Source organism: bacterium, from assembly GCA_035505375.1.
Classification (GTDB): domain Bacteria; phylum Hydrothermota; class Tepidihabitantia; order Tepidihabitantales; family Tepidihabitantaceae; genus UBA2258.
Genome location: DATJQV010000022.1, coordinates 1 through 25,222, shown reverse-complemented (window position 1 = coordinate 25,222; position 25,222 = coordinate 1). Strand labels below are relative to the sequence as shown.

The following is a 25,222-nucleotide window of genomic DNA, read 5'->3' as shown; positions in this document are numbered from 1 at the left end:
GCACGGAAGCCTACGGGAAGTCGTCTCCGGACTCAGCACCGTCGACGCGATCCAACGCCGGATGACAGCTTACGTCCGTCTGCATGCACCTTTCACCTGCAATAGCCCCGATTTTCAACAGCATTGATGCCACGCTCCCCTCCAAGGTCAACGGCATCCACTTTGACTCGACCGAGGAAATCCACACCCTCGGCAACATGTACGAGACGATGCTCCGCGAGATGCGCGATGCGGCCGGCGACTCGGGCGAGTTCTACACCCCGCGTCCGGTCATCCGCTTCATCGTCGAGGTCATCAATCCGAAACTCGGCGAAGTCGTGCTCGATCCGGCCTGCGGCACCGGCGGGTTCCTCGTCGAAGCCTACAAGCACCTTGAGAAGCAATGCCTGACCGTCGAGCAGCGCAAGATTCTCCAGAAGTCCTCCATCATCGGCGGCGAGGCCAAGCCCCTGCCTTACCTGCTCTGCCAGATGAACCTGCTCCTCCACGGCATGGAATACCCGCACGTAACCTACGGCAACAGCCTCGCCGTGCGTCTCTCCGAAATCGGTGACCGCGACCGCGTGGACATCATCATGACCAACCCGCCGTTCGGCGGCGAAGAAGAGAGGGGCATCCAGGGCAACTTCCCGGACGACAGAAAGACGTCGGAGACAGCCCTGCTCTTCCTCCAACTCCTGATGCGTAAGCTCCGCCGCTCGCCGACGCCCGGCCGCGCCGCAGTCGTCGTGCCCAACGGCACGCTCTTCGGCGACGGTGTCTGCGCCCGCATCAAAGAAGAACTGCTCACCGAGTTCAACCTCCACACCATCGTTCGCCTGCCCAACGGCGTCTTCGCGCCCTACACCTCGATTCCCACGAACCTCCTATTCTTCGACCGGTCCGGACCGACCAAGGACATCTGGTACTTCGAACTTCCTCTGCCCGAAGGCCGCAAGCAGCACACCAAGACGATGCCCCTCCAATTCGAGGAGTTCGCGCCCTGCCTCAAATGGTGGGCCAAGCGCAAGGCTAACGGCCAAGCCTGGAAGGTCGCGGCCAAGGACGTGCTCAAGAAGTCCGAAGACGGCACGGTCACGGTCAACCTCGATGTCAAGAACCCCAGCGCCAAGCAAGACCTCGAACACCTCCCGCCCGAACAACTCGTCGCGAGCATCATCGAGAAAGAGAAACGCATCCTTGCCCTGATGGCCGACATCAAAGCCGACTTGGAGAAGAAGCCCTGAGCAAAGGCTGGTCGCAAGTTCCCTTGGGCGAGGTGCTCGCCGAGCGGCAGGAACGTCCTACTGATGATGACCTACTGACGGGTCGCGTGCGCATTGTCTCTAAGATAGGCTTCAACGACGGCGTTCTGCAATTCCGGCCGGACGGCGAGACCAGGACGGGTATGATTCTCATAAGGCCCGGCGACCTAGTTGTATCTGGTATCAACGCCGCCAAGGGTGCGATTGCTGTCTACGGAACCGAGAACGAAGGAACTGCGGCCGCGACGATCCACTACGGTGCGTATTCCCCCAAGGGAAACCGTGTCGACACGATGTTCCTCTGGTGGTTGCTGCGGAGCGGGACGTTCCGCGAATTGCTGCATGAGTACGTCCCCGGTGGTATCAAAACCGAACTCAAGGCCAAGCGTCTGCTGCCTGTGCCGATTCCCCTTCCTCCCCTTTCCGAACAGCGGCGCATCGTGGCACGGATTGAGGAACTGGCGGGGAAGGTGACCGAGGCAAGAGACCTTCACCACGCCGCTTCCACGGCAACAGAAGTGCTGGGGGGCGCTGTGATGTCTACCATCTGCGCCCAAGCAGAATGTCAGACACGGACCGTGCGGCAGTTGCTGGCTGGCAGCGAACTTCGGAACGGACGTTCTGTGAAGTCCTCTGGCGACGTCGAAGGCGTACGATGCCTCATTCTGTCATCTATGAGAGACGGCCGCATTGACGTAACGGACGCAAAGCCAGTCCCGCTGAGTAGGTCGGAGGCCGATCCCTTTTTGGCTCGCAAGGGAGACGTCTTCGTAATGCGCGGCAATGGCAGCAAGCGACTCTGCGGCCGTGCCGGCTTGGTGGTGGATGAACCCGACTCGATTGTGTTCCCGGACCTGTTCATCCACGTCCCGCTGCCGAGGGATCGGGTTCTGCCAGAGTTCTTCGTTGCCGCCTGGAATTCAGCATCAACCCGCAAGGTCGTCGAGGAGAAAGCCAAGACGACATCTGGTATATGGAAGATAAACCAAGGACACATTGAGACCACCTCCATTCCGGTTCCGCCCGTGGACATCCAGCGTCAGATTGTCGCCGAGCTGGATGCGCTGCAGACCAAGCTGGATGAGATGAAGCGGTTGCAGGCGGAGACACAGGCCGAACTCGACGCCCTGATGCCGTCCATCCTCGACCGCGCATTCAAGGGAGAGCTGTAAGGACAAGGATGAAGGAGGAGGGATGAAGGACGAAGAAAGGAAATCATGACTGAAAGGAAGGCGGACGGGAAGAAACGAGGAGAGAAGGTCACGGGCGCGGCAAAGAAAGCAAGGCGCGAACGGCCGACCAAGGCGGACATTGAGTCTTTCCTCGACTTGGTTGCTCTGGAAAGCAAGCCCCGAGGCGTGATGCGTGTCCTCCCAGGTGTGAAGCTCCGACTTCAGTTCAGCGAGGACGAACGGCGGTTGATTCTCGATGACTGGACGATATCGATGGGGTTATCGGACGCGCAGACGAAGGCTCTGAAGAAGGCCAAACAGCCGGGGTTGAGCATGACCCTCGCTGACTGGGATGACTTCATGGGCTATGTTGTTTCGGCCAGCAACCATGCCCGTGACGGCAGCAAGCTGCAGCGCCGCGCCGATGCCCTGTCCGACCGTATTCAGTCACTGCTGGGCAGTTACACGGACGAATGAGCGGTGAACACTGCTACCATCCATCCTCGACCGCGCGTTCAAGGGAGAGTCTTAAGGAGGGCAAGATGAGCAGCGACAGAACACAGTTGAGAAGCAGGTCGCGTGAGATTCTCAGGTTGATTGCCAGCGGGCGCAGCTACGAGCAGATTCTGACAGCGATTCCGGGGCTGACTTACAGCAACATCTTCGGGGCTGCCCATGAGGCGCTGACGCTGCTTGGCCCAGATGACAAAGCCACAGAACCCGCACGTTCGATTCGGGTTCAAGATGAGAGACTGCGAAAAATCAGGGCAGAGCACCCAAGGGCCTACGAACCATGGACCAAGGACGAGGACTTGCGCCTCGGCAGCATGTTCGCCGCTCGCAAGACCGCAGATGAAATCGCAGCCACGCTGCAACGACAACGTAGTGCAATCACGAGCCGGCTCGCCAAGCTGGGCCTGCTTGAGAAACGGGCAAGTCCCGACGACGCAGCGGGCGAATCTTGACGCAACGACACGTCATTTTAGATTCAAGATTGTAGATTCTAGATTATGCGGCCGCTGGCCGCGAGTTTCCAGTGACCAGACACGAGAGACCCTTTCGTCGGACTCAGGGCGATTCGGCGTCGGTCAGCAGCGAGTAGTTGTTCGGCTGACCGCTGTCGGCGGCTACTTTTCGTCTGTGCGGCATGCCGCTGATAGCGGTTGTCCATACTAGCGCGGACGAGAATACCCGCCGGGTGAATCTAGCCATTCGGTTCGGTCACGCGTACCGGCATGCATTCGAAGTTCAATGTCGGATTCAGGGGAGGAATCACCGTTTGACAGCGGGGCAGGGGGTAGTATTATGCCCTAGTCTTCCATGCAATTGTATGAGTTGATACGGCGCAAGCGCGACCGAGGTCGTCTGAGCGACGAGGAGATCGAGGAGCTGGTCTCTTCATACGCGGCGGGCAGGGTGCCCGACTATCAGATGGCCGCGATGTTGATGGCGATCTTTTTCCGCGGGATGACGGCCGAGGAGACCGCGGCCCTGACTCTGGCGATGATGAACTCGGGGGATGTGTTCGACCTGTCGGATATCCCGGGCCCGAGGGTGGATAAGCACTCGACCGGCGGAGTCGGGGACAAGGTGTCGCTCATTCTCGCGCCGCTGGTCGCGGCCTGCGGGGTGAATGTGCCGATGGTCTCTGGCCGTACGCTCGGGCACACCGGCGGGACTCTGGACAAGCTCGAGTCGATTCCCGGCTTCCGTACCGACCTTACGTTCGCGCAGTTCAAGAAGAACCTGCTGGACAACGGGCTCTGCATGATGGGACAGACGAAGCGGATGTGTCCGGCTGACCGGAAGCTGTACGGGCTGCGCGATGTGACCGCCACCGTGGATTCGATACCGTTGATTGCGGCCAGCATCATGTCGAAGAAGCTGGCCGAGGGAGTGGACGGACTGGTGCTGGACGTGAAGACCGGCAGCGGCGCGTTCATGACCCGTACCGCGCAGGCGCGGAAGCTGGCGCGGACGATGATTGCCATCGGCACGCAATTGGGCAAGAGGGTTGTCGCACTGGTCACGGACATGTCGGAGCCGCTCGGGGAGGCGGTCGGGAACGCGGTCGAAGTGGTCGAGGCGATTGAGGCACTCAAGGGACGATGGCGGCCCGACCTGGCCGAGGTGACACTGGCGCTGGGCGGGGAGATGTTGATGCTGGCCGGCGTGGCGAGAGACCCGGCCCAGGCGCGGCGGCTTTTGATGCGGGCGCTCTCCCATGGAACCGGGTTGGAGAAGTTCAGGCTGATGGTCAAGGCACAGGGCGGAGACCCGCGGGTCGTGGACGACTACGGTCTGCTGCCGCAGCCCAAACATCGAGCCGAAGTCCGCGCGGAATCCGCCGGGTTCATTCGAAGCATCGATGCGCTGCAGGCGGGGCTGCTGGGAGTCCGGCTTGGAGTCGGCCGCGAGAACCTCGAATCGAAGATAGACCACAGCGCCGGGTTCCGGTTCAAACGCAAGGTCGGGGACCGGGTTGCGAAGGACGACGTGGTTGCCGAGGTGGCGGGCTCGAACGAGACCGCAGTGCGGGACACCGCGGGACGTCTCCGGGCGTTCATAACGATTGGCGCCACCGCGCCGCGGGCGAGCGGGATGGTCGTCGCCCGGCTGACGGGGAGGGAGTGAGGGGCAGGGGTCGGGGAGCGGCACCGATGACCGAGGACGGAAGACTGAGGACCGAGGACCGAGGGGAACGTAGAACCAGATCGCCGTTTGACTTTCCACAGTCGTGAAATATACTGGCACGAGTCATTTGGATTCTAGATTTGAGATTGAAGATTGCGGAACGCAGCCTGCGGAGTCAGGGCTGTGAATTGGAGACCTATGGCAAAGAACCGGAACGACGGTAGACTCGATACGGTCATCGGTCCGGAGACGAACGTAAGGGGAGATTTCCGCGTCACGGGCGGAGTGCGGCTTGACGGGCAGGTCGAGGGCCGGATGGACATCTCGGAGACTATCGTCACCGGCCCGAAGTCGCTGCTCAAGGGCGAACTGCATTGCCGTTCCGCGGTCGTCGCCGGCAGGGTTGAGGGCGACATTTTTGCGGATGAGGGAGTGGAACTGCAACGAGGTGCCCAGGTGTACGGCAATGTCTGCTGCAAGGGCCTGGTCATTCAGCCGGACTGCATGTTCCAGGGAAGCTGCACGATGGTGACGGCGAGCGCGGGAGCCTAGAAGACGGCAAACGAAGTGAGAGGTCAGAAGCTAGATGTCAGATGTCAGAAGTGCGGGTATTGGAAAGCGGCCGGCGTGTGACGGCCGGCCTCGACGAACGTGGAACGATGAACGATGAACGAGGGACGACACGCATGGATTTGAGTCTTGCGGGCAAGAAGGCGCTGATTACCGGCGCGGGTTCAGGCATAGGTAGAGAGATTGCCATCCGGTTCAGCGCGGTTGGCGCGGCGGTAGCGGTGTGCGACGTGGTCAAGGAGGCGGCAGACAAGGTCGCGGCCGAGATTACCGGCGCAGGGAGGAAGGCGCACGCCTATGCAATCGACGTTTCCGATTTCGCGGCAGTCCAGCAGTTGTGCGAGCAAATAGCTGCCGACCTCGGCGGTATCGACATCCTCGTGAACAACGCCGGCATCACGCGGGACAACCTGCTCCTGCGCATGACCGAGGAGGAGTTCGACCGAGTGATTGCCGTGAACCTGAAGGGCGCGTTCAACTTCACCAGGGCCTGTTTTCGGGGAATGATGAAGAACCGCTGGGGTCGCATCATCAACATCGCATCGATCATGGGCCAGATGGGCAATGTCGGCCAGGCCAATTACGCCGCGGCAAAGGCCGGGATTATCGGCCTGACCAAGTCCGCGGCAAAGGAGTTGGCGTCACGGAACGTCACGGTCAACGCCGTCGCGCCGGGCTATATCGCTACCGCGATGACTGAGAAGTTGGATGCGGCCACTCGCGAAACATACATTGCCGGGATCCCGCTGAAGCGGGCCGGGACCCCGGAGGACGTAGCGAACGTCTGCCTGTTCCTTGCCTCGGAACTGGCGAGCTACGTCACCGGCCAGGTTCTGAGAATCGACGGCGGACTGCTGATGTAGGAGCCCTGGTTTCGTAGCGAGGGAGACGCTGAGGTATCTCCCTCGCTGTGCCGTGCTGTTTCTCAGGGCGCGCTCTGTTGGTGTTGCTCTACATTCCCGCAGTTCAGGCAGTAGGTGAAGGTCGGGTTGGCCATGGGCTGTTCGGCCGACATCGGGCAGCCATCAATCGGGCAGGGCTGCGGGCGGGGCGTAGCGACCATCGTGCCCGAGGGAGGTTGAGGGTTTGGGATCTCGAAATTGTGAGGTTCGCCGTCCTTGGAGTGGAAGTAGTGCGTCACCGTCTTCCAGCTTCTGCAGGGCGGGCTCACGCACAGACGACTATCCAGCATTTTTGCTCCTTCCGGCTGCCGCACTGGCCTGGCAGCCGCGTTTCTCTTTCCGGAGGGCATGCGTCCGGCCCGGATGCTCACAGCTCATGGCCTTATCGAGACCGCGGCCGGCGTCCGATGCTCTCTTGTACTGCGTGAGGATAGCCCCCAACGTTTGCGTGTCAAGAGTGGACATCGGTTTGACATCGGCAGCGGTTGTTCTATCCTTGCAGTAAGGAAATGGCTGCGGAACGGTTGGCTCCGATTCAGGCCCTGAAGCAGCGGCTGGCCGAGGCGCGCAACGATGCCGAGCGTCTCGGCGCGCTGAGGGATTTGAGCAATTGCCGGGCCGACCTGACGAGCGAGGAGTTCGAGGCGTGTCTGCGTGAGTTCGCGGAAGTCGCGCGCCGGACCCGGAGTTTAAGTGACCTGGTCCGAGCCGGCCTGTTTCTCAGCGAGACCTGCCGGGACAGAGGCGACGTCGGCGCCGCCCGGGAATGTGCGCTCCTGGTGCATGAGGCCGCGCTGGCGTCGGAGAATCCGGTGCATGAGGGGCAGTACCTCTACCTGGTTGGGCGGTCCCACGAAGTCGAGGGCGACTACGAACCGGCCCGGGAGTGCTACGAGCGTGCTCTCGGCCTATTCCGCAGGGCCGGGGACAGCAGTTGTGTTGTCGCGGCGCTTAACCAGCTCGGGAATCTGGCCGTCCTGCAAGGGCAGGTTACCGAAGCTCTCCAGCATTTCCAGGACTGTCTGGAGCTGGATGACGAGCTGGCAGATACAGCGAGTCGGGCTCTTCACCAGCACAACATCGGGTGCGCGCTGCAGCGGCTGGGACGTCTGGACGATGCGCTCGAGTCCTACTACCGCGGGCTCTCGCTCAGCGAAGAACACGCGGAGGCGCGCCACCTGCGCCCGGCCGCGCTCAACTCGCTCGGCGAGATTTTTCTCGAGCGCGACAAGGTGGCCAAAGCAGTCAGCATGTTTACCATGGCGCTGAGATCGGCGGACCCGACCGAGTCCCCGCCCTATACGCTGCTGGACGCCACGTCTAATCTCGGCCAGGCCTATCACCGGCAGGGGAGCCACGCCGCCGCTCACCGGGCCTACTCCGAGGCGCTGGCCCTGGCCCAGAAGTCCGACGCGCACGTCTTCGCGGCACAGGTGCTCTGGCGTATGGCCGAGCTGGCTCTGGACATGGGCGAGTGCGACCGCTGCCGGGAACTGGCGGAACGTTCGCGTGCACTCGCCCGCAAAGTCGGGCTCCAAGGGGAAGAGGCCCAGTCTCTGAGGGTAATGGCCCTCTTACATGCCGTCAGCGGCGAGGACAGACAGACCCGGGAGTGCTTCGAGCAGTCGATGGTTCTGCTGCATGATCTCGAGGAGAGCTCTGACCTGGCCCGCGTGCGGTTCCACTACGGCCGATATCTGTTCACCCGGGGTGAGCACGAAGCAGCCATGTCGCACCTGAAGGCGGCCTCCCGCACGTTCCGCGCGCTGGGCATCATCGCGGAGGGGCATGACGTGAACCGGTTGCTCTTCCAGCGCCAGTTGGACATGGACTCTGACATGGCGCTGCTCCAAGGGGTGTCCGCCCTCGCGTCCATGAAATCCGAGCCTCAGGTTTTCCTGAACGAGGCCATCGGTATGCTCCTGGAGGCACTCAGGTTCGACAGTGCCGCCATCCTGGTTGGCGGCCGGACGTTGCTGATGCGCGGCCGCCCGGATCTGAAGCCGTCCCTCGGATCGGGTGTTGGCGAGGAACTGATCGCCACCAACCGGATGCTGAGCTGGCCGGTGCGCCACGGCGGAAGCGTGCTCGGTCGGGTCCACCTGGAGCGTGCCGAGCCGCTGGCGCTGGAGCACAACCATCTGGTGCTGGGCACCATCGCCAACCTGCTGGCCACGCCGATTCACCGGTTGTCCGAATTGACGGTGAGAGTAGTTGAGGAAAGCCCGGGTCTGGCAGGACTGCGCTATCAGGGCGTGGTCGGTCGAAACCAGAGGATGCTGGACGTGCTTGCCGCGGTGTGCGCGGCGGCCAGCAGGAACGACCCGGTGCTGATCCGGGGGGAGATTGGATCAGGCAAGGAGCTGATAGCCCGGGCATTGCACGATTCCGGCATTCGCGCGGGTATGCCCTTCGCGTCCGTGAATTGCGCGGCCATACCCGAGAACCTGCTCGAATCCGAACTCCTGGGCGTCGGCAAGGCCGGTGCGCCCGGGAGCAAGGGTCGCCTCGGACTCGCTGACGGCGGGACCCTGTTTCTGGATGAGATCGGCGCCATTAGCCTCGCGCAGCAATCGAAGCTCATGCGCGTGCTCCGTGAACATGCGCTCGAAAGGGCCGGGGGGAGCAAGCCGGTCAGCATAGACGTGAGGGTAGTCGTCGGGACCAGCCAGCCCCTGGACCAGCTTGTCGCGCAGAGCAAGTTCCGAGAGGACCTCTGCGAACAACTCGGCGCGGTGGAGCTGGTGCTTCCGCCTCTCAGAGAGCGACCGGAGGACATTCCGGAGCTCGTGCGCCACTTCGTGCGCCGCAGCAGTCTGGAATTCGGGCGCGACCTGTCCGACATCAGCCCGGAAGCGATGACGCGGCTTACCGCGTACCGGTGGTCGGGCAATGTCCGCGAGCTCGAACGAGTCATCGAGCGTTCAGTCCTGCTTGCGCGAGGCGGAACAATCCAGCTCGATGACCTGCCACCCAGCCTGCAGGCATACCCGTCGGAGGGCGCGCAGCCGTCCTGAGGGGTACCGCACCCAGTAGTTCGTATCTCCCGGCGCTGGCCAGAGGTGGTTTTCCGCTCTTCACCGGCTCGATGCGGTCGCTCCTGCAGTTCCGAGACGTTGACAGACACAACGAATCTGGCGACACTTGAGGTGTCGGTAAGCCGCACTCATCAGCACTCCACGAGAGCACAAGTGATGGTTCGGACTTGCGAGCTAGCGCGAGAGTGCCTGGGTAGGCCGCATGCTTGGGTTGGCTGTGTCTTCCGTGCTCGGCATTCGCTGGTAGAGAATGTAGTCCTGTTGCCATCGGGGGTGCAGTTCGTTCTCGGACGGGTTCAAGTCCCGCTTTCCGGTTTTCGAGAAACGAGCGACCGGCCGGTAAATGGCGGCACTCTGGCTCGCTCGGAGGGCCCCGATCTCGGCTTTGCTCACTACCAGAAAGAGATAGTCCGGTCGCCATTGGCTGACCGCATCGGCGAGATTGCTGCGCGCCTTGGAACCAGGCGTTATCAGCCCAGCCAGGTCGTATATTTGTGCTTCTGAGTAGTAGCCAATCGCGCCTATGTCGCCCGCCATGATGCTCGCACGACGCGTGGGGTGCTCGCGGAACCATGATTGTAGTGGTCCGTAGACGTTTCTCCGTATCGGAGCAGGGCCAACCTTGGCCGCGATGGCGGCTCCCGAGAGGAGCACAAGCCCGCCGCCCGCGAGCGCCCACCCCCGGATGCTGAGCCGTCTTGCTTTTCGGATGCGTCTGACCACGTCTGCCAGACCATAGGCCGCCAGGAGGAACTTGGCGAAATGCAGGGGCACGAAGTACCAGCCCCACACCGCTGGCCTAAGCAACAGGTACACGCCGGCATACATGATTCCCCACAAGAGGACGTACCAAGGCAGTCCGCGCAAACGTGTTGCTCTTGTGGCACCCCACAAGGTGAGTGGCAGGACCACGGGGTGAATCGGATTCACGGCAAACGCTTCCTTGAGCACCGGAAGCAGGTTGCCATTGAGTTCAGCCGACTTGGCCATGACGGAGTGAGCGATCGGACTGCCGTAGTACGTCCAGATGAAGCCCACAGGTATCCCGATCACAAGTACCGACAAGCCCGCCATTTCCGCGACTTCCCGCCACCTCCTTTCTCGCGCGGTCAGAATCAGCAGCAGGACAAGCAGAAGCAGAGTTTCTGGCCGTAGGAAATAGCAGGCCGAGACTACGACTGCCGCGAGCACGCGGCGTCCGTTCTCGAACCAGAGCAGCGCCGCGACGCTCAGAACCAGCAGAAGGCTGGTCTCCATCCCGCCGACCGGTATTCGGACCATGTTGGGGTCGCCGGCGAACATGACGACGAACAGCACGGCCGGCAGCATCAAGTGGTGTCTTCGGCCGTGCAGCAAGATGAGCAATGCGGCCACGCAGTCAAGTAGTGCGTTGAGGATCGGTACCACAACGGGTAGAGGAACGTGCGCCCAGGCCAGCGGAGTTAGAATCAGGCCCCATAACGGCGACGTGGTTCCCAGCACTCGTTCACCTGCGTTGTACACAAAGCCGTTTCCCGCGGCGAGATTTACAGCGTACCGGAAGGTTATGAACGCATCATCATATAGGTGTCTAACGTACAGACCGAGAAGCCGTGAGACCAATACCGTCGACACTAGCAGGGCCATTGTCAATCCGTGTGATTCCCGCGTGTCCTGTTCAACCATCGGCAATACCGAGCATTTGCTGCTCATGGAAGTGATCCTTCGTTGACATGTGTAATGCTGCCGTCCAGGCGACGAACCGGGGTGTGGTGACCGGATGCCGGGATCAAGCGGCACGCCCTGACACGGCATGCATTACCGTGGCCCTGGCGACCATTCGGTTCCATCTCGGCACGTGAGAGCGTAGTCGCAGCGACCGCGATGTCAAATCTCGACGCCTGTCAATCGGAACGAAGCAGACAAGCGTGTGAGCAGATTGTCGCTGATGACCGTGGATGTTTGACCCGGGCAGGACAGCACGTATACTGTACATAGTGAGCGGTGTGGTTTCAGCCCGCATCCTATCCAAAACTGCCTGATGGCCTACGAGCAGTACGTTCAGATCTGCAACCAGCCGAGGCTGTTCGGGGTAGCCAAGGAGTTCGGTTTCCGTCGGTGAAACGGCTGCTGCTCGTCGATGGCCATTCGGTCATCTACCGAAGTTACTTTGCGTTCATCCGTGCCCCGCTCCGTAACTCCAAAGGGTTCAACACGTCCGCAATCTATGGTTTCGCTCAGACCCTGAAGAAGCTGCTCAATGGCCTGAAGCCGGACTACTGCGCGGTTGTTTATGACGCGCCGGGACGGACGTTCCGGGATGAGAAGTTCAGCGAGTACAAGATGCAGCGGCCGCCCGCGCCCGAAGATCTGCCGCCGCAGATACCGGTTGTGAAGAGGATGGTGCGGGCGTGGGGGATTGTCAGCTTTGAGGTTTCGGGAGTCGAGGCGGATGATGTGCTGGCAACGCTTGCGCGGAGGTTCGATGGACAGGGAGTCAGCGTCACAATTGCCACTTCGGACAAGGACATGCTCCAGGCCGTTCGCGGCGGAGTGACCGTGTACGATCCGTGGAAGGAGAAGCGGTTTGAGCCGGAAGATGTGAAAGAGAAACTCGGCGTGGCGCCGGAACTCGTGCCGGACCTGCTGGCATTGATGGGCGATGACATTGACAACATACCCGGCGTGCCCGGAGTCGGTCCCAAACGGGCAAAGGAGATACTCGGGCGCTGGGGTTCACTTGAGGCGGCGCTGACGGGAGACGAGCGGGTGCGCGGCCATGTCACCATTGCCCGGCTGAGCCGGGAACTGGCGCAGGTCAGAACCGACGTTGACGTGGTGGCCGAGCTTGAAGGTCTGAAGCCGGGCGATCCGGACACGGCTGCACTGCAGGCCATATTCACCGAGATGGAGTTCCGGGGACTGGCGGCTGAGGTCGCTCCGGCCGTCGAGGTCAGTGCGGAGAGAAACGACAGGCTGGAACCGGATAGTCTCAGGAAGACCGGAAGATTCGGCCTTTGTTTTGAGCCGGGTCAAGGGCTGTGGGTGAGTTCAGGGTCGGGCATGGTCGCGCTGGCGCAGGACTTGGCCAAGCAGAAGGCGCTGCTGCTTGATGCGAGCCTACTCAAGGTCGGATTCGACCTGAAGGAACAGGTGAAGGCGGCGCACCATGCCGGGTTGGATGTGGCCGGGCCTTTCTTTGATGTCGGGGTGGCCGCATGGCTTTCTGATCCAAACCGCCGTACGTTCACGCCTGAGGAGGTGACGGTGCAGGTGCTCGGCAGCAGTGTGCCTCCGCTGTCGAACGAAGCGCGTGCAGCCCATGCACTGACTCTGCTTGGGACGCTGGAGCCGCAGTTGCTGGCCATGGGGCTTGGCAGTGTGACGACAGAATTAGAGATGCCGCTGGTGCCGGTCCTGGCCGCGATGGAGGAACGAGGCATCAAAGTGGATCTCGGCGGTCTGAGCCGGCTTGAGACCCAGTTGATGCAGGACTTGAAGGCGATTGAGCGGAAAGTCTACCAACTGGCCGGGCACGAGTTCAACATCGGCTCACCCAAACAGCTCGGTAAGGTGCTGTTCGATGAGTTGAAGTTGGCGCGAGGGAAGAGGACCAAGACCGGCTATTCAACCAGCGTGGACGCCCTGAACGAGCTGGCGCCGAAGAACGAGGTCGTGCGCGAGGTATTGAGGTACCGCGAGCTCACCAAGCTATGCAATACGTACCTGGAGCCGCTTCGACTGGCCGCGCGCGAGAAGACGCACCGTGTGCATGCGACATTCAATCAGACCGGGACTGCCACCGGCCGGTTATCATCCTCCGACCCGAACCTCCAGAATATCCCGATACGAACTGGACTGGGTATGCAGATAAGGAGTGCATTTGTCGCCGAGTCGGGTAACCTGCTGGTTTCGGCCGACTACTCGCAGATTGAGATGCGCGTACTGGCCCATTTGTCGGGCGACGAGGAACTGGCTGAGGCATTCCGGCGGTGTGAGGATATTCACGCCCGGACCGCGGCGGCCATCCTGCGCAAGGACATTGCGGACGTAAAGCCGGAGGACCGGCGACTGGCCAAGGTCGTGAACTACGGCCTTGTCTATGGCATGGGTGACTACGGGCTGTCGTCGCGCGCGGATATTCCGATAGAGCAGGCGCGGGCATTCCTTGAGGAGTACATGGCGAGGTTCCGAGGTGTGGCGCGGTGGCGGGACGAGACCATCGAGCAGGCCAGACAACGTGGGTACGTCCGGACCATCTCCGGTCGAATCCGGCCAACACCCGGCATTGCCGACCCGAACCGGGCTGTGGCCGAGGCTACCAAGCGATACGCCATCAATGCACCGGTGCAGGGCTCGGCCGCGGACATCATCAAGAGTGCGATGCTCAGGCTCGAGCAACGCATGAGCGGCGGGGAATTGGGAACCGGCATGATACTGCAGGTGCATGATGAACTGGTCTTTGAGATACCTGAGGCGAAACTGGATGAGGCGCGTGAGATGATTCGAAATGAGATGGAAAGTGCGTGGAGTCTGACCGTGCCGCTCGTCGTCGATATCGGCGCTGGCCGGAGTTGGCGAGAGGCGCACTAGATGGGTATTGGACGAAGCCAGAGCTTAGAAGCTAGAAGCCGGAAGGCGGAATTGCCGGGACTGGCAGTCTGTGAATAGGCGTCAGGTGAAGCGGCGAATAATGTCCTGCTTCGGGACCAGGCCTGAAGCTATCAAGCTCGCACCGGTGATTCGCGAACTGGCCCGTCGTCCCCAGGATTTCCAGCCGGTCGTAGTGGTGACTGCTCAACATCGTCACATGTTGGATCAAGTTCTGCGTGTGTTCGACATCCAACCTGACTTTGACCTTGACGTGATGCGGCCCGGGCAGTCGCTGACCGACGTGACCGTTGGCGTGCTGTGTGGGTTTGAACGGGTGCTACGACGGGTCCGGCCGGACATGATGATCGTGCAAGGCGACACGACGAGTGCTCTTGCCGCGTCGCTGGCCGCATTCTACCAGCGAGTCCCGGTGGGACACGTCGAGGCCGGGCTAAGGACGAATGACAAGTACTCGCCTTACCCAGAGGAGATGAGCCGGCGTCTAATCAGCAGCCTTGCGGACCTGCACTTTGCGCCAACCAGGTCGGCAAGAGAGAATCTGGTTCGCGAGGGCGTGCGTCCGGGTCGCATCCGAGTGACCGGAAACACAGTGGTGGATGCGCTGAAGGCCATACGACGGAACAAGATGAAGTGCTGCGTGTCGTCGCTGGACGGGGTTTCTCCAGAACAGCGGGTCATCCTGGTTACCGCGCACAGACGGGAGAGCTTCGGGCCGGGATTTCAACGGATCTGTCGAGCCCTGCAGATGCTGGTTAAGCGGAATGCCGATGTCGAAGTCGTGTATCCGGTTCATCTCAACCCGAATGTGCGAAAGCCGGCGCGCGCCTTGCTCGGTGGCGTGCCGAGGATACACCTGATCGAGCCCCTCGACTACCTGGCGTTCGTCCGGCTGATGGAGCGTGCGTACCTGATATTGACCGATTCGGGTGGAGTACAAGAAGAAGCGCCGGCGCTGGGCAAGCCGGTGCTGGTCATGCGGGACGTGACCGAAAGGCCTGAGGCGGTCGAGGCCGGAACAGCGAGGTTGGTGGGTACCGACCCCCGTGCAATAGTCACGGCGGCCGAGCGGCTGCTATGTTCGGCCACTGCCTATCGGAGGATGGCACGCGCCCGGAATCCGTTTGGTGACGGCCGCGCATCAACCCGAATCGCGGCGGCCCTTCGGCGGTTCTTCGCTACCGAAGGCAATTGACTTTGGCCCTCGATTTCCTAGACTTCCACCGTGAATAGACTAGTCAAGTATCTCAGCGTCATCCTCAAGTGGCGACGTCTCATCTTCTGGAACACGTTGATCCTGACTGCGATCGCACTTGTCGTGAGCCTGACCTTGCCACGAAGCTACAGGGCCACAGCTCAGATTCTGCCGCCGGGCGACGAAAACGACGTGTTCGGACTTACGAGTCTCTTGGGCGGATCTGGTGGTGGTCTGAGCAAACTGAAGGCCGGTCTTACCGGTTCGACGACATCATCAGACCTGATGCTGGGGATTCTCGGCAGTCGGACCGTGATGCAGCACGTTGCCGAACAGTGCAGCATCGCCGAGTACTATGGGATGCAGAAGCCAAGCCCTGAGAAGATGGTGCTGCAACTCAAGGGCATGACGAAACTCGCGGCCGCTGACAATGGTATTATCAGGATTTCCGCCGAAGCCAAGACCCGCGCGCTGGCGGCTCGGATTGCGAACGCCTATGTCGCTGAACTCGACAGCTTTCTCCGCTACTCCAACATCAGCCGCGGCCATAACATGCGCATTTTCATCGAGAAACGCCTTGGGCAGCTTGAAGCCAGTCTGGCGGCCGCGGGCGAGTCGTTGAAGGTGTTCCAGCAGGCCAATCGAGTTGCCTCGGTGGATGACGAAACTAAAGCGGCAATCGACGCATATGCAAAGATGAAGTCGGAACTCAGCGTGCAGGAGGCAGAATACGAGGCCGCTCGGTCCGGGGCGAGCGATGACAATCCCTACGTCGACCAACTCCGGCGCGAGACACAGGCCTCCCGTGACGAGTTGCGCAAGCTGGAGCAGGGCGGAGGCGGCGGCTTCGGTGTAGGTTTTGGTGTCTCTTTCGAGAATCTGCCCGGTGTGGCTGCCCAGTTCGCCAGGCGCTATCAGGATTTCAAGATACAGGAAGAAGCCTACGCCACTCTGTACGAACAATACGAATACGCGATGGTATTGGAGGCCCGCGATGCTCCGACATTGACGGTCCTTGACTATGCGCAGCCACCGGAACGACACAGCTCCCCGCGTCGGACGGTCATTGTCGGCGCGATGCTGGTCTTCAGTCTCATGGCCGGAGTCTTTTTCGCCTTTGTCGCCGAGTACTTCACTTACATCAGAGTGGCGCGACCGGAGGAGTATGAAGGCTGGCGCGACATCGCTGGCGAGTTCACGAAGCTGGTTCGCGGCCGTCATTTCACGGTTTCCCGAAAGCGCTGACAGGCCGGATGAACACGGAGGCCCGGCCCGACCGTGACCATCCACGGTCGGTCACCAGGCGCGTCGCCAGGAATACTGCATATCTGGCGCTTGCTGACGTGTCCAGCAAGGTCATGGTGTTCTTCTTCCATGTACTGGCCGCGCGTCGTCTCGGTGTAGAGCGGTACGGCGTCCTGTCCTTTGCTTTTGCGTTCACCGGGATGCTTGGTGTCCTGACGGACTTGGGACTTGGTACCATAGCGACTCGCGAGATTGCACGGGATCACGGAAAGGCACGACCGCAGGTCAACGACGCCTTGACGATGCGGCTCATCGCTTCGGTTATCGTTATCGCACTGATCGCCTTGTCGGTAAACCTCCTCAGATACCCGGCGGCTACGGTCCGAGTTGTCTATATCTGCTCCGTCTGTGTGTTGACTAACGCGGTCGTTTCGTTTTTCTGTGCCGTCTTCCAGGGCTTTGAGCGGATGGAGTTGCTGGCGCTCAACCGCACAATACAGACAGCGGTTCTTGTCGCCGGTGCATTCTTGCTTTCGCGCGGAGCCGCCGGTATCGATAGGTACGCGCTGCTCTTCGTCATTGCCGGGGTGGTGTCGGTAGTCGTTGCCGGCATCAGCGCCGTGCCATTGCTGGGTCGACTCGAGTTGAGTTTCTCCTTTGGTCATTGGTGGGATGTCCTTCGTGCATCGGTTCCCATCGGCTTGGCCACGGTATTCACGATGTTCTACTACTGGATAGGCACTACGGTGCTGTCGAAGATGGCCAGTGATACTGCCGTGGGCAGCTACAGCGCCGCCTTCCGTGTGGCCAATGGCCTTGCGTTCATGGGATTCGCATTTTCAGGAGCGGTCTATCCGTTGTTCTCGCGCTTCTTTGCCAGCAGTTCGGAGCGATTGGTGCGCGCCTTTGAGTTGTCGGTTAAGTACATGGCCATGCTGGCCTTGCCGGTCGCGGCGTTCGCCACGGTGTTTGGTACGCAGGTTGTGCTCCTTGTATACGGCCGCGCGTACTCCGGTGCGGCCCCGGTTCTTCATCTGCTCGTGTGGTGGGGGGCATTTGCCTCGTTGAATTCGCTGCTGAGCTACTATCTGATTTCTGTGGGTCGTTCGGGACTAGTCACTGCCCAGACCGGAGTTTCTCTGGTGGTCAATTTGGGACTGAATCTCGTCCTGATACCCATCTTTGGCGCAGTGGGGGCGGCCTTGGCGCTCGCGGTTTCAGAGGCAGCAGGCTTGGTTTACCTGGCAGCGTCGCACTCACAGGTGCCACAGCATGCTCGGGCCCAGTCGGTTTTCAGTGACGTGTTGCGCGTGGTGGCAGCCCTTGTTGCTGCTTTGCTGGTGGCGACAGGAGTAGCCAGATGGAATTGGGTAGCCGGCCTCGGAGCGGGGCTCCTTGCCTACGTCGCGTTTCTCGTTGCTACCCGAGCGCTCAGCAGCCAGGACATGAAGATGCTTCGTCCGCTGCTCGGCGGGGGTGAGCCAGCATGAGGGACTGTCGTTGAAGTCGGTGTCGGCTCTCGGACTTCGGGGGTTCATAGTCTGTGAGCTGTTCTGCGTGGGCGGTTTCCTCGCATTCCTCCGGCTCGGCAGTATGCCCTTGGCGATGGTCTTTCTAGTCGGACCTTTCCAGTTGTTTGCATGGCTGATCGCGCTCAAGGATGTCTCTTATGCGCTTGCACTTTTCGCAGCGTTGCTTCCCGCCGCAGGATTGGAGTTGTTGCCTGCTCCGTATTACCACTATGTGTACTTCCCCGCAGCAATTCCATTGCTTTTCTTGGTAACCCGGGGCTTCCTGGCAAATGGCCCGGGCATCGGGCGAATGCCTTTCGACAGGCACGACGCCGTCCCACTTGCACTACTCGGAGTGTCCCTCGTCATTGCAACAGCGAATGCTGTTGCGCACGGTTGGACCAGAGCGGACTTCTGGTCCCAGGCCGCGCTTTTGGTCGAGGCGATGGCCATTTTCTACTTCTTTGCGGTCGCGCCCGTGACTCCCAAAGAAGTCCGCACAATCATCTTGGTATTCTGCTTAGCCCTGGCCGCGACGGTGATCGCAACGCGGTTGCTGCCGCTGTTGGGCGGCGAATCGGAAACGCTGATAGGCGGGATCACGAGCAAGGGTGGTCTTAACACACTCGGTGCCATGCTTTCTTGCGGGGCTGCCTTGCTGATCGGCGTTTCCCTTCAGACTGACAGGGGGTCTGCGCGTGTGATTATTCTGCTTTGCTTGGGCGTCGTGCTTAGCACTTTGATCCTGACGAAGTCTCGTGGTGCATGGATGGGATTCGGCGCGGCCCTTCTGTATGCGCTGCTTCGGGTCCGATCCGGCTGGTTGTGGACGGTGGTAGTACTCGCTGTCCTCGTGCTTCTCGGTGTCGGTTCTCTGCGCCAGATCATTCTGTCGCGCGCCGGCCAGACCTCGGAAGGCGATCCTTCGTTTTTCGGACGCCTTGTCCTGTGGTCCTACGCGTGGAAGGTCATCAAGACGAACTGGATGTACGGTGTCGGGTTCGACAACTTCAGATATGTCAAGCATTTCTACGGATACCCAGGGAACGTCTGGTGGATGGTTCGCTTCCATGCCCATAACATCTTCTTGGAGATGCTTGCGGACCTCGGAGTGGTAGGGTTCACGGGCTCTTGCTGGCTGTTCGCTCGCACATTCATCCGCCTGGACCGGGTCGTTCGTGCAAAGGTTCCGGACCGCTGGGCGCTCGCCCTCGGTCTGGGTGCGGCCTTGGTGGGCTATGCGGCCCACGGGTTGGTAGATTTCGTAGCTTTCCACTACGGCGTACTGGCCCTGCTTGCAGTTGTATTGGGACTTGGCATTAATGTAAGTCGCCTCGATCCATCCCCTGGCCTACGGGGGCATACCACTTGACGGATGGGGTGCGAAACAACGGGATGAAACGAGAAGGGCTGAATCACAAGGATTTAAGGTTTGGGTTTCATCCTCCGGCCTTCATCGTTTCTTTCTTACCGACCGAGAACCGGGTGATTGCCGCGCAGGCGGAAGGTCAACAGACATGCGGATAGGCATCGATGCCATTTCCCTGGATGAAGCCGGGGCAGGCGTGTCGCGCTACGTGCGCGAGATATTGACGGGCATGATGGCTATCTCTCCCGGTGACGAATTCGTGCTGTACTCTTGGCAGACGATTTACCTGAGTGCCGCCGGCGATAACTGGCATCGGCGGGTTGCACGCGGAAGGCGGTGGGCCGTTCCCGGAGACTGGCTCAGATACACACTCCCCAAGATGGTTGCCGACGATGGCATTGATGTGTTCTGGGGGCAGAACACCGTGGTGCCGCTGCGACTACGGCAACCGTGTCGCAGAGTTCTTACGGTCCATGACATGAGCGGATTTGTGGTCCCGAGGACCATGGAAATCAAGGCGCGCCTTTCATGGAAGTCTGACCTCCGGGCGGCGGTCAAGGTCGCGGACTCAATTGTGGCCGACTCCGACGCAACGGCGCGTCTTGTCCGGAGGTTTCTCGGCGTGCCGCGCGAACGGGTGACGGTGGTCTATGCAGGTTGCTCGTCTCGCCTGACTGCGGCATCCACTTCCGCGGTCCAGAAAGACACGGCATCCCGCCTTGGTCTTCCCGACGAGTACGTACTAACGGTGGGGACCCTGGAACCCAGAAAGAACCACGCCACCTTGCTCGAGGCGATCCGAAGAAACAGCGCCATCCCGCCCTTGGTGATTGTGGGTGCGGTTGGCTGGAATAGCCGCGGCATTCTGAGTCTGGTCCGCGACGCAGAGCGGAACGGTAGAGCGCGATACCTGGGACGAATAGACGACGAGGAACTGGCCGCGGTCTACCGAGCAGCCCGGATCATGGTCTATCCTTCTCTGTACGAGGGGTTCGGGCTTCCTGTGCTGGAGGCAATGTCCTGCGGATGCCCCGTGTTGTGCAGTTGGTCGTCGAGTATGCCCGAGGTTGGTGGGCGGGCGGCGTGCTACTTCCGCCCTAAAGATGCCCTTGGCTTGGCAGACAAGCTGCAGCAACTACTGAGCGACGATCGACGCTTGGCCGAGATGAGAGCCAAAGGAATCGAGCAGGCAGCCAAGTTCAGCTTCGATAGAGCGTCGGGAAAGACACTCGACGTTCTGCACGGTGTGCCGCAGGTGCGCTAGTCCGCAAGTGACAATGCTTGATGCCTGTGAGATGTCGCGTCTGCCGGAGGCCCCGAGCCAAGGCGTAGTATTGGGCCGGGGCTACGCCAGCCTGACGGCGCATTCGTAAATTGTTCGGGCGGTACGTTCCCAGGTAAACCGGGCTGCTCTCGCGAGACCGTTCTCCCTGAGCCGTTCCGCAAGGCCGGGGCTTTCCAGTACTGTCTGAAGTTTGTCGGCCATGTCTTGGGCCGACAGCGGATCGAACAGGACCGCGGCATCTCCTGCTATTTCGGGCAGGCTCGATACTGAGCTGCAGGCAACCGGCGCCCCGTGCAGCATGGCCTCGAGAACCGGCAGGCCGAATCCCTCGTACAAAGATGGACAGGCCAACAGCCGGCAGTGTTGGTAAAGACTCGACAACCGGGCGTCCGAGACCCTGTTGAGCAGCGTAACGCGTGACTGGAGGCCATCGGCCATGACGGTTCGCACAACACGCCCAAGTTGCTCCTCACTTCCGCTTCCGACGAGGACGAGCTTGAGGTCCTGGCCGGCGCGGACCCGTGCGAATGAGTGAATGAGGCGAATCACGTTCTTGTGCGCGGCGTGGCTTCCGACGTAGAGGATGAATGGGACGAATTGCCTGGCGAAGTCAGTCTCGTCGTAGGATGTGGAGATGCCGGGGCCGCAGAACGCGACCGTGGTTTTTCTTCGAGGGAGGAGGTCCAGCGCGGCGAGGTCTTCATTTGTGCTGGATGAATCCGTGAAGACGTGGTCTGCCTGTCGCAGGGTCTGGAGTCCGGCCCAGAACGACAACTTCTCAGTGATCGGATTCAGTGCGCGGACCTTGAGCGGAGTCAGGTCGTGGACCACGGCCATGGTCGGAAGTGAGGTCACAACCGGCACGGCGGGCGTCAGACAGAGCAGAGCATCGTAGCTCTGTCGACAGTATGCGCGAAGTCGCGTAAGGACCCAAGTCAGCCGTCTGATTCGAAATCGTACACTGTCCGGTATCTCGATGGCGCGTCCGTAGTCGGAGAAGAGATGCGGGGTTGGCGTGAGGATGGTGAGTTGGCAGTGCTCCGCCAGCCGAGGGATAATCCGGCGGATATAGAGGGAGATACCCACATTTGCCGTGGTGTCGAATGGGGCGCTTACAAGACATCTCATGCGGTAGTCAAATTGTACCTACCCGTTCATGTTGCTCAAGTCGATCTGCTGTCCTCTGATTCTGGCCCGGGACCAGACTGGTTGGCACGATTCGGACATGCAAACGCTGATGGCCGAGTTCTGGCAAGAAGTTGGAGCAATATGTCCTGCACTTTGGCCACATTGCTTGCTGCGTCATAGCGCTTTTCCGCGTACGCCCTTCCAGATGTCGCCAGCTTCCGCCTAAGCCGGTCGTCCCGCAATAACTCGAGAATCGCGCCAGCCATCGCTTCCGGATTACGCTCTGGCACAAGCAGTCCGGTGATTCCGTCCTGAACGAACTCGGGAATTGACCCGGAGTTGGTCGTGATGACAGGCGTGCCACAGGCCATGCTCTGGATGGCTACCATTCCAACCTGCTCGGACCACACTGGTTGAGTCAACGAAGGGACTACAGTGATCTCCGCGGCCCTGAAGTATGGCGGCAGTTCGCTGTTCGGGATAATCCCCAGGAGTCTGATCCGGTCATCTGTGCAGTGGTCGCGCATGAATCTACGTATCTCTCCTCCTAGCGGGCCGTCACCTATGAAGACAAGTGCCGCGTCCGCTTCCTGCTCAAGTACAAGTGAGAAAGCCCTGAGCAACTCCCTGACGCCTTTCTGCTCGACTAGTCTACCGACGAACAGAATGGTGTGTGGGTGGTGGATCTCTACGCTACGGGCGCCACTCGGGGAGAACAAGTCCAGATCAACGCCCCACGTTGCGTAGAGCTCCCGGCGGATCCGCTTCGGCGGAGTGTGGACGGCCAGCAGGTTTCGCACTGCCCCTTCGTTGCCCGCGAAGACGAATGAACACCTGCGAGAGTACCTCGCCATGAATGACCGAAGTAGTGGCGCCACTATGATTCCGACCGGCAGGCTTCGCCTTCGGCAGTATTTGACATCGGGGGGGATGTTCTCGAATGTCGGGAAGTAGAACGGTCTCCTCAGCAGGCCGGCGCCAAGCAGGGCCGCGCACGAGAGTAGGAATCCAGGAGGGAAGTCATACGGTTCTGAACCTTGGATCAGATCGGGTCTGAGCTTCAGCAGGCCGAGCAGTAATTCAAAGGCGTCTCTGAATTTTACATAGTGTCCGCTCAGTCTGTCAGTGCGGATGTCAGGGGCGAACGCCATGTAGAAGTGCCAGACATCGAATCTGTCGAGCCACCGAAGCGGTTCGCAGAAGTCAGCCCTCGCAATGGTCGTGACTATCGCCAGTCGCGGCTTTGTGCGATCGGCAAGCATGTCGATAGCACGGATGATAGCTTGGGCTTGGCGGGTGTCAACCATGCCTCAGGCGGCCTTGACCACCAGCGTTTATCCACTAGACTGCGCACGGCGTGTTCGGCAATTCTCTGAGAGTCGACGCAGGTCGTGATTACACTTCGCTCAGCAGTCTGGGAATAGGGCTGCCGGGTGCAGCATTCACCGCGGCGCCGTAACCATGGCTGTCGCGACGTTCTGATCCATGCGCATTGGCATAGACGCCGTTCCGTTCGCATTCGAACAGGCCGGCATCGGACGCTATCTCGGCAACGTCCTAGAAGAGATGTATCTCCTTGACCCCGATGTGGAGTTCCTACTTTATTCGCCGCTTCCTGTTTCGTTGCCAATGCGAACGGGAAACTGGAAGCTACGCATTACGCCCCGCGGTTTGGCACGACGACCGAGTATCTGGGCACAGGTGATACTTCCGTCTCTGCTGGCTTCGGACAAGGTCGATTGTTTCTGGAGTCAGCCGACCAACTTGCCGATTTTTCTGAAGCGGCCCTGCTTTCGGGTTCTCACGGTGCATGATCTGGTGCCCTATGAGAAACCGAAGAGCATGCGTCTTCGGGCATTGTTCCGTATGCGTGTCATGTTAGGACGAGAGGCCCGCAAGGCGGATGTCGTTATCGCCGACTCTCAAGCCACTGCTTTGCAGGCAAGTCATTACCTCAGGATACCAAGGGATCGAGTTCGCGTTGTCTATGCTGCGGCCCCGTCTTGGTGCCAACCGATGCCGCGGGGCGCGGCAAGGAACGTGGTCTCCGTTGCATACGGGTTGGCGCAGGAATACGTGCTTTGCGTCGGTACTGTCGAACCTAGGAAGGACCACATGACTCTGTTGCGCGCCGTGGATTCGGTACCGGGCATTCCGCTGCTGGTCATCGCCGGAGGACGTGGATGGAGAAGCAGACGGATTGTCGATCAGATACGGGCTCATGAGATATCGGGCCGTGTTCGGTACATTGGCAGAGTGGACGACAGTCTGTTACCTGCACTATACTCGGCAGCCAAGCTCTCGGTCTATCCATCCGTCTATGAGGGCTTCGGACTGCCGGTGCTTGAGTCGATGGCGTGCGGATGTCCGGTTCTCAGCAGTGATTCGTCATGCCTTCCGGAGGTCGGAGGTACCGCCGCACGCTATTTCCGAACCGGTGACGCGGTGTCTTTGGCCGAAGCGCTCACTGGCCTGCTCGCGAACCAGTCCGAGCTTGCTGAGATGTCTGAGGCAGGTCTGGCTCGCGCGAGGACGTTCAGTTTCCGCCGGGCCGCCGAGCAACTGCTTGAAGTCATCAGAGAAGGGGTCGGCGTGTCCATGACGCGCTAGCTGTCTCGCAGGGCGCGACCGTCAGTCCGAGACTTTGGGCACCAGCCAGGTCCGGCTGGCCAGCGGCTTTGCGGGTATTGTGATCGATCGTGCGACCGTGCCTTTCCTTGCGCACATTGACCCCCGCTTCGTTCTAGCGTATGATGGCGGTCGTGACCATTCCGCGTCCGTGCTACCTTAGGCTAGAAGCGCCGCTTGTGTGATGCCTCAGCGGATTGCGATCGATGCTCGGAGAATGGCAAGACGCAGAGTCGAGGGCGTAGGCAACTACGTTCACCAACTGGCCTTGCGGCTGCCCGTTCTTGCACCGGAGATAGAGTTCTTGTTGCTGACTGACCGGCCGATTGACGCAAGCAGACTTCCGGTTGGCTGCAGACAAGTTGTGGTCGGGCTGGCATTTGCTGAAGGTGGTGTCCGAGCCAAGGCCTACTCGCCTTTCTGGATGAACTGCGTCGTTCCTCGTGTGCTTGCGTATGAGAAAGTGACTCTATTCCACGGTACGAACTACGCCTTGCCGGCCGTTGGTCACTGCCGCTACGTTCTGACAATCCACGACATAGCGTTCATCAGCGTGCCGAGTGCTTTCTCTCTTGTTCACCGAAGCTACCTCCGTTCGCTCGTTCGTATGGGAGTGCAGCGCGCAGACCATGTCGTTGTCGGGTCTGAAGCCGCAAGAGATGACATTGCTCCGATGCGCGGTGTCGAGTTCAATCGTCTGAGCGTTATCCA

Annotated in this window: 20 protein-coding genes and 1 pseudogene; 16 read left to right on the top strand and 5 right to left on the bottom strand. The window is 60.5% G+C overall.

Features of this window, described 5'->3' with window-relative positions; all coding sequences use genetic code 11:
- Nucleotides 1-143 precede the first annotated feature (143 nt).
- The 4 genes and pseudogenes from VMH22_03365 (at nucleotide 144) to VMH22_03350 (ending at nucleotide 3,381) form a co-directional block, all read left to right on the top strand.
- Nucleotides 144-1,226 (top strand): annotated as a pseudogene (locus VMH22_03365) (N-6 DNA methylase).
- 86 nt (nucleotides 1,227-1,312) lie between these two features.
- Nucleotides 1,313-2,416: a hypothetical protein gene (locus VMH22_03360; protein HTW90724.1), complete on the top strand. Its 1,104-nt coding sequence runs from the start codon at nucleotides 1,313-1,315 to the stop codon at nucleotides 2,414-2,416.
- A gap of 45 nt (nucleotides 2,417-2,461) precedes the next feature.
- Nucleotides 2,462-2,893, top strand: a complete 432-nt coding sequence (locus VMH22_03355; GenBank protein ID HTW90723.1) for a hypothetical protein — start codon at nucleotides 2,462-2,464, stop codon at nucleotides 2,891-2,893.
- 65 nt (nucleotides 2,894-2,958) lie between these two features.
- On the top strand, nucleotides 2,959-3,381 hold the full coding sequence (locus VMH22_03350) for a hypothetical protein (GenBank protein ID HTW90722.1): 423 nt from the start codon (nucleotides 2,959-2,961) through the stop codon (nucleotides 3,379-3,381).
- A gap of 103 nt (nucleotides 3,382-3,484) precedes the next feature.
- Here the strand turns inward: VMH22_03350 and VMH22_03345 are convergent, their stop codons facing one another.
- On the bottom strand, nucleotides 3,485-3,628 hold the full coding sequence (locus VMH22_03345; protein HTW90721.1) for a hypothetical protein: 144 nt from the start codon (nucleotides 3,626-3,628) through the stop codon (nucleotides 3,485-3,487).
- A 108-nt stretch (nucleotides 3,629-3,736) separates the two neighbouring features.
- On the opposite strand from VMH22_03345, the gene VMH22_03340 reads away from it, so the two are divergent.
- The 3 genes from VMH22_03340 (at nucleotide 3,737) to fabG (ending at nucleotide 6,483) form a co-directional block, all read left to right on the top strand.
- Nucleotides 3,737-5,050, top strand: coding sequence for a thymidine phosphorylase (locus VMH22_03340; GenBank protein ID HTW90720.1), 1,314 nt, complete (start codon nucleotides 3,737-3,739; stop codon nucleotides 5,048-5,050).
- Nucleotides 5,051-5,233: 183 nt separating this feature from the next.
- Nucleotides 5,234-5,602, top strand: a complete 369-nt coding sequence (locus tag VMH22_03335) for a polymer-forming cytoskeletal protein (GenBank protein HTW90719.1) — start codon at nucleotides 5,234-5,236, stop codon at nucleotides 5,600-5,602.
- A gap of 134 nt (nucleotides 5,603-5,736) precedes the next feature.
- Nucleotides 5,737-6,483, top strand: a complete 747-nt coding sequence (fabG, locus tag VMH22_03330; protein HTW90718.1) for a 3-oxoacyl-[acyl-carrier-protein] reductase — start codon at nucleotides 5,737-5,739, stop codon at nucleotides 6,481-6,483.
- Between the two features lie 62 nt (nucleotides 6,484-6,545).
- Here fabG and VMH22_03325 read toward each other — a convergent pair whose 3' ends face one another.
- Nucleotides 6,546-6,812: a hypothetical protein gene (locus VMH22_03325; protein HTW90717.1), complete on the bottom strand. Its 267-nt coding sequence runs from the start codon at nucleotides 6,810-6,812 to the stop codon at nucleotides 6,546-6,548.
- Nucleotides 6,813-7,031: 219 nt separating this feature from the next.
- Between VMH22_03325 and VMH22_03320 the strand changes: the two genes are divergently transcribed.
- The gene (locus VMH22_03320; GenBank protein ID HTW90716.1) at nucleotides 7,032-9,539 is read left to right on the top strand and encodes a sigma 54-interacting transcriptional regulator; all 2,508 of its coding nucleotides are present in this window, start codon (nucleotides 7,032-7,034) and stop codon (nucleotides 9,537-9,539) included.
- 195 nt (nucleotides 9,540-9,734) lie between these two features.
- On the opposite strand, the gene VMH22_03315 is transcribed toward VMH22_03320, so the two are convergent.
- On the bottom strand, nucleotides 9,735-11,252 hold the full coding sequence (locus VMH22_03315; GenBank protein ID HTW90715.1) for a hypothetical protein: 1,518 nt from the start codon (nucleotides 11,250-11,252) through the stop codon (nucleotides 9,735-9,737).
- 405 nt (nucleotides 11,253-11,657) lie between these two features.
- Here VMH22_03315 and VMH22_03310 point away from each other — a divergent pair, with 405 nt between their 5' ends.
- From VMH22_03310 to VMH22_03285, 6 genes are all read left to right on the top strand, one after another.
- Nucleotides 11,658-14,132: a DNA polymerase I gene (locus VMH22_03310; GenBank protein ID HTW90714.1), complete on the top strand. Its 2,475-nt coding sequence runs from the start codon at nucleotides 11,658-11,660 to the stop codon at nucleotides 14,130-14,132.
- Between the two features lie 100 nt (nucleotides 14,133-14,232).
- Nucleotides 14,233-15,345, top strand: coding sequence for a UDP-N-acetylglucosamine 2-epimerase (non-hydrolyzing) (gene wecB, locus VMH22_03305; GenBank protein ID HTW90713.1), 1,113 nt, complete (start codon nucleotides 14,233-14,235; stop codon nucleotides 15,343-15,345).
- A gap of 30 nt (nucleotides 15,346-15,375) precedes the next feature.
- Nucleotides 15,376-16,590 carry a Wzz/FepE/Etk N-terminal domain-containing protein gene (locus tag VMH22_03300; GenBank protein ID HTW90712.1) on the top strand — a complete coding sequence of 405 codons (1,215 nt, stop codon included), beginning with the start codon at nucleotides 15,376-15,378 and terminating at the stop codon, nucleotides 16,588-16,590.
- Nucleotides 16,591-16,598: 8 nt separating this feature from the next.
- A complete protein-coding gene (locus VMH22_03295) occupies nucleotides 16,599-18,080 on the top strand; it encodes a flippase (GenBank protein ID HTW90711.1) in 1,482 nt (493 codons plus the stop codon).
- A gap of 67 nt (nucleotides 18,081-18,147) precedes the next feature.
- Nucleotides 18,148-19,473 (top strand): O-antigen ligase family protein, encoded by a 1,326-nt coding sequence (locus tag VMH22_03290; GenBank protein HTW90710.1) that lies wholly within the window; start codon nucleotides 18,148-18,150, stop codon nucleotides 19,471-19,473.
- Between the two features lie 145 nt (nucleotides 19,474-19,618).
- The gene (locus VMH22_03285; GenBank protein ID HTW90709.1) at nucleotides 19,619-20,734 is read left to right on the top strand and encodes a glycosyltransferase family 1 protein; all 1,116 of its coding nucleotides are present in this window, start codon (nucleotides 19,619-19,621) and stop codon (nucleotides 20,732-20,734) included.
- Nucleotides 20,735-20,815: 81 nt separating this feature from the next.
- Here VMH22_03285 and VMH22_03280 read toward each other — a convergent pair whose 3' ends face one another.
- A complete protein-coding gene (locus VMH22_03280; protein ID HTW90708.1) occupies nucleotides 20,816-21,883 on the bottom strand; it encodes a glycosyltransferase family 1 protein in 1,068 nt (355 codons plus the stop codon).
- A 35-nt stretch (nucleotides 21,884-21,918) separates the two neighbouring features.
- Nucleotides 21,919-22,683, bottom strand: coding sequence for a glycosyltransferase family 4 protein (locus VMH22_03275; GenBank protein HTW90707.1), 765 nt, complete (start codon nucleotides 22,681-22,683; stop codon nucleotides 21,919-21,921).
- Between the two features lie 685 nt (nucleotides 22,684-23,368).
- On the opposite strand from VMH22_03275, the gene VMH22_03270 reads away from it, so the two are divergent.
- Nucleotides 23,369-24,493, top strand: coding sequence for a glycosyltransferase family 1 protein (locus VMH22_03270; protein HTW90706.1), 1,125 nt, complete (start codon nucleotides 23,369-23,371; stop codon nucleotides 24,491-24,493).
- A 235-nt stretch (nucleotides 24,494-24,728) separates the two neighbouring features.
- The coding region (locus VMH22_03265; protein HTW90705.1) for a glycosyltransferase at nucleotides 24,729-25,222 on the top strand (494 nt) is incomplete at its 3' end.